7 protein-coding genes are annotated in these 4,442 nt (G+C 49.6%); all 7 read right to left on the reverse strand.

All coding sequences use genetic code 11. The features are described from left to right. On the reverse strand, positions 1–554 hold a 554-nt coding region (locus WEB54_RS11025), incomplete at its 3' end, for a GNAT family N-acetyltransferase (protein WP_368055641.1). A 41-nt stretch (positions 555–595) separates the two neighbouring features. Next, positions 596–970 carry a hypothetical protein gene (locus WEB54_RS11030; protein ID WP_368055643.1) on the reverse strand — a complete coding sequence of 125 codons (375 nt, stop codon included), beginning with the start codon at positions 968–970 and terminating at the stop codon, positions 596–598. Positions 971–1,197: 227 nt separating this feature from the next. Next, positions 1,198–2,232 carry a DUF2157 domain-containing protein gene (locus WEB54_RS11035; protein ID WP_368055645.1) on the reverse strand — a complete coding sequence of 345 codons (1,035 nt, stop codon included), beginning with the start codon at positions 2,230–2,232 and terminating at the stop codon, positions 1,198–1,200. Further along, complete coding sequence (locus tag WEB54_RS11040; RefSeq protein WP_368055647.1) at positions 2,216–3,016, reverse strand: hypothetical protein; 801 nt, start codon at positions 3,014–3,016, stop codon at positions 2,216–2,218. The genes WEB54_RS11035 and WEB54_RS11040 overlap by 17 nt, the downstream gene beginning before the upstream one ends. Positions 3,017–3,105: 89 nt before the next feature. Continuing rightward, positions 3,106–3,450 (reverse strand): SH3 domain-containing protein, encoded by a 345-nt coding sequence (locus WEB54_RS11045; protein WP_368055649.1) that lies wholly within the window; start codon positions 3,448–3,450, stop codon positions 3,106–3,108. Between the two features lie 75 nt (positions 3,451–3,525). Continuing rightward, positions 3,526–3,897 (reverse strand): hypothetical protein, encoded by a 372-nt coding sequence (locus tag WEB54_RS11050; protein ID WP_368055651.1) that lies wholly within the window; start codon positions 3,895–3,897, stop codon positions 3,526–3,528. A 99-nt stretch (positions 3,898–3,996) separates the two neighbouring features. Next, a partial coding sequence (locus WEB54_RS11055; RefSeq protein ID WP_368055653.1) for a hypothetical protein occupies positions 3,997–4,442 on the reverse strand: 446 nt, incomplete at its 5' end.

A 4,442-nucleotide genomic window follows, 5' to 3' on the forward strand; every position in this document is an offset into this window, starting at 1 on the left:
CTTGTCCAGTGCAACGCTTTGTTAAGCGATAGCTCCGATGCCAGCATTGAATAGACGGCATGGTCTACATACCTCCCATAGAGATACTCACGCTCGCGGAGCATCCCTTCAAACCTAAATCCCAAACGCTCTGGAATGGCTCGGCTTTTAACATTGCCTGTAGCGCAGGCGATCTCGATTCGATTTAAGTCGTGCTCCCTAAACCCAGATTCAACCAGCGCCCTCACGGATAAAGTCATGATACCTTTACCTGAATACCCGCGACTTAACCAATAGCCGATTCCACCGGTCTTATTTGTTGTGTCAAACCGATGAAACCCACACACACCACACATAACTTCCTCATGGAAGACTGCATACTGCAGCCCATTGCCAGAATCACGCTGGCTGATAGCCGAATTTATAAAGGATTTCGTGTCTACCGAAGACCTGTTTGAATCGACCCAAGGCAACCACTCCCGTAGGTGTTCCCGGTTTGCGTCTACCAAGCCGAATAGATCGTCTATGTGATCCTTGCTGAGCAATTGCAGCTCAATGGCTTCGCTAATATACAATTTTCTCTCCAGTCGCTTAACGCTTTCAGCAGGGGCGGAGTTTACTGCGTCCCTTGCCTAAACTTTTTGAAAATCTGGAGCCGGCTAATCGCTACTGCCAACAACTGCAGCGCCATCAGCCCTACTAAACCGAGAGGGTAAATAATATACCAGCCCATAAATACTTCTGCCTTAACTATCACAAGGGCAGAAAGTAGATCCCATAGGAGGAGCCCGACAGCACCTAGCAGCAACCAGATGACATAGCCTGGAAGTCCTACAGAACGACGCTCCGCCAATACAGTACCAACAACAAACGCCACAAAGAAACAGCCGATGTTAACGGCGTTAACCCTGAGTGGTGCTCCGCTAACTACCAAAGAAAGTACCGATAGAACAACGAAGAGAGTAAAGCTTGCCGCGACAGTAGATTTCATTTTAGCCTTTTAACGCCTAAAGCAGCGGCCGAGCGTAGCGAGGTCCAGCCCCGCAGGGGCGATACTGCCTTTTCTTATTAAAATTTTACTCATGTCTAATTTGCAAAATAAAACCACTACCGAGGTAACCGGTGCCGCAGCGCCAGCGTAGGGAACCAAAAGCGGCACGATTTTGGCGTCCGATTGCCCCCCTGGTTAGGAGTTTTCTTCAAGGACGACTAAAAAATTCAATGTCGTCTCTCAATTAGTTCACTCATTGGTAGTGGAAGCAGCCCGCGTAGCGTGTTGCTGATTTCTTCTTCGTGACGCTGCCAGACTATCCCGAGGTAAATAACCCCAAGGCCGATAATCGTCAGAACGAACGGAAACATCATGCTGTCCTTGAACACATCGTATGCCAGATGGCTGAGATATCCTGCTGCACCCAAACCACCGAAGACGGCAAAAACTTTGCGGGAAAGCATAGCGCCAACGACAATCATCCCGAGGTTGATGCAAAGATAGATGAATTTATTCAGCTCGCTGTCCGAATCCATCATGGACAAACCTCCCCAAAATGCAATGACACCGAATAGGTAAAGCCAAAATGCATAATCCTTGTCATTCCGGGTGCGGATGTCCACCCAGAAAGCCAGCAACACCATGAGCAGGCCAAACCACAGCGACACGAACTTTCGTAACTCCCATATCAAGTCGGCTTCGCCGAATAGAAAGAGCGTCAAGTCCATGCTCATGTACCAGAGTGTTACAGCAATGGGCATAACCAGGAATGGCAGGCGATAGCGCCACAGCATGACCGCACCGCTGGCAAGCGTGGCGCACTCCATAAACATCCAACGCCAGTCGATATGGGTGTGGTACTCGCGAAAAACTCTCCCTTCAGCCCACCAGCCTAATGCGGCCTGTAGGCCATAGACTGCCAAAGGTGTGAGGAAAACGACAAAGGTTGCCGTGATACCGGCGGGAATCGGCAAGCGACTACGGTTAAGAAAAAACTCTGTAAGCCAGAGTCCGGTGCCAGCATAGGCAAGCGCGATGAAGAATAACCCCAATCCACCAAAGCTTTCCCACCCGAGCGTCATGAACAAGCTCATTGCGCCGATGGCGATCAATCCGCCGAGGTAATAGAGAACATGAGTGAAGCGGAAGCTCGGCGCGGCCTTTCCTCGCTCACCCAGGAATTTCCAAAGCTGATCCGCCTGCTGCTCGCTGATCAGGCCAATTCCCGCTGCTTCTTTGAGAAGACTACGATTCAGTTCCATGCGAACTCCTAACGCAGAGCTCAGCTGACGCGAGCCGCGTAACGGGTGAGCGGTCGGCTGGAGCGCTTTGTTGGGCGCGAGTTAATTCCCAATGCTGTATTTGCCCTGCCCAGTTTTCTTGTAAAGCGCTCACGATTGCACCATGAAACTCCTGGTGTTCCGGTTGCAATGCCATGAGAAAAACGACGTGGGGTGTGGAAAATGCCTCAACAAAGGACCCAGGTGTCGAGCTCCTCAAAGTCTCTAGCATGTGCTCAATAAAACGGGGTCTCTTTTCTCGAATGAAATGCTGGTATATTAACAGCGACTTCCCCGAGGCCCAAAGCGCTTCCACTTCGCACCAATATAAAATCTTTGATGAGCCCTTTCCACCATAAGGCTTTGATTTCACCTCCAGTCCATTGTCTGGATCGAGAAAAATACAATCACTACTTTGCGCCTGCGCGATAAGCGAACTAAACCAAGCACTTCGTCCTGAAGTACTATCGGGCACAAGGGAGGAGAAGTATTCTGCTTTCGGGATAAGGCCACTATCTTCGATTAAACTTACTCGGCGCTTTTGTCCGGCAGCCAAAAGCTCTTTGAGTGTTTGGAACAAAACAGGATCATGACATGCCCACTTATCAGGTCTATCCAAATACGAAATTAATTTTCCATCGGTACTCCCATCATCAGGCGTTAGCATCCAAGAGAATAAAACACGGAACCCACTGGCACGAATAATGGCACGTAACAGTCCGTACTTCCGATAGTCGTTAATGTCGCCAAAATATTGGTCTTTCATGCTGCCCTCTCTATTACGCCCAACGCCTGCCATAAACGGCCGAGTGAAACGAGGTCCGGCGACCGCAGAGAGCGTATTTGATAACTTGGTTATGCATAACCTAGGCACTCACTTGGTACCCAGCCTGCACCTTTAGCTTTGTGCTCCACCCAACACCATTGACAGTGCTCATACTTGACGCTGAGACGTTCCCCCGGCTCGACATCCAGCTCCTTAGCTGAGTAGAATTTGACCGCAACTCCACTAGCACCATTTTCTGTTAACTCAATGTATTCGAGCGGCGCCCAGCCGACAATGCCTTTTTTATCGGTAATTTTAACCCAGCCGTCATATTCCGTATCTCTCTCTCCAACCAACAGCCTATCTCCGGCTTCAAAACTCACCGGATTCGGATAATTCGATTTGTGTTCTCGCACCACAACTACATCAGGCATAGGCATAACGCTTTTTTTTAGCGGCGCCCTGTCAGGGGGCGTCCGGTGGAGGCCGAAGGCCGGAACAAACTACAACTACTTGTTAAGCTTGGTTCCTGATCGTAGCCCAAGCCCCATACGCAAGGTGACAGCATGAACAGCCAATACGCATCCAACAGAAATCAAAGCACTACCGACTAAGCCCGCAATAAGTGCTGCAAGCCCAAACAGAATCAGGTTTTGTACCCACCCCAGCTTGACGTCCTGCTCGTTTAAATCGCACCACTCCCACCAAAAAACATTCCACCAAAGACTCGAGGCTGCAACGTACTCAAAAGCGACCCTCTTCAAACCGACAACACCGCGGAGTTTCAACTCTCGCTCAAGATTGTCGATGTATTGAGCATCATGTTGGGTATCTAAATACCGATCTCCAATCAGTGAGAATGTAGAACGTTGGTCGGTCATATTTTGCGCTTAACGCCAATGTTCAGCGGCGGCCTTTACGCAGTGAAGCGGAGAAAAGGCCGCCCGGTGGAGGCCCGTAAGGGCCGGAACGAACTGTAACTAATTGTTAGAGCTTGCTAACTGGCCCGCATGAACCACTTGCAGAATCCATAGCCCGAAAAGAACTCCGATTCCCAGCGATACAGGAGCAATTTGGACTGGCCATACCTCACCAGACCTGACATACGCTGCCACCAAATCACTTACTCCACTCATTAGTATGACAATTCCAGCGAGGTGAAAGAAGTGCTCAGGATGAGAAAAGTCTAAGGGGTTCGACTCCAAACTCGGCTTCTCGAAGTTCAGCTTCCGTCTGAAAATAGTTTTCAGAACGAATAGACCGATGAGTATCAAAGCGGGAAAAAATACCAACCCCGTGACAACAGGTGCCCATCCAATCTTGGGCCCAACCTCAGCGTATGAGGTGTCGTATACCGCACTAACCGAGGAAATACAAATTAGCGCTACTTTAACTGGAGCCCATATTTTCATTTGTAGCTCTAACG

The sequence above is a fragment of the Saccharospirillum sp. genome, assembly GCF_040881935.1.
GTDB lineage: Bacteria > Pseudomonadota > Gammaproteobacteria > Pseudomonadales > Natronospirillaceae > Saccharospirillum.

What these genes read in the sequence shown, in the direction of transcription:
- WEB54_RS11040 (WP_368055647.1), bottom strand. Translation starts at nt 3,016, where the DNA reads ATGAAAGACCAATATTTTGGCGACATTAACGACTATCGGAAGTACGGA.
- WEB54_RS11030 (WP_368055643.1), bottom strand. Translation starts at nt 970, where the DNA reads ATGAAATCTACTGTCGCGGCAAGCTTTACTCTCTTCGTTGTTCTATCG.
- WEB54_RS11050 (WP_368055651.1), bottom strand. Translation starts at nt 3,897, where the DNA reads ATGACCGACCAACGTTCTACATTCTCACTGATTGGAGATCGGTATTTA.
- WEB54_RS11045 (WP_368055649.1), bottom strand. Translation starts at nt 3,450, where the DNA reads ATGCCTGATGTAGTTGTGGTGCGAGAACACAAATCGAATTATCCGAAT.
- WEB54_RS11035 (WP_368055645.1), bottom strand. Translation starts at nt 2,232, where the DNA reads ATGGAACTGAATCGTAGTCTTCTCAAAGAAGCAGCGGGAATTGGCCTG.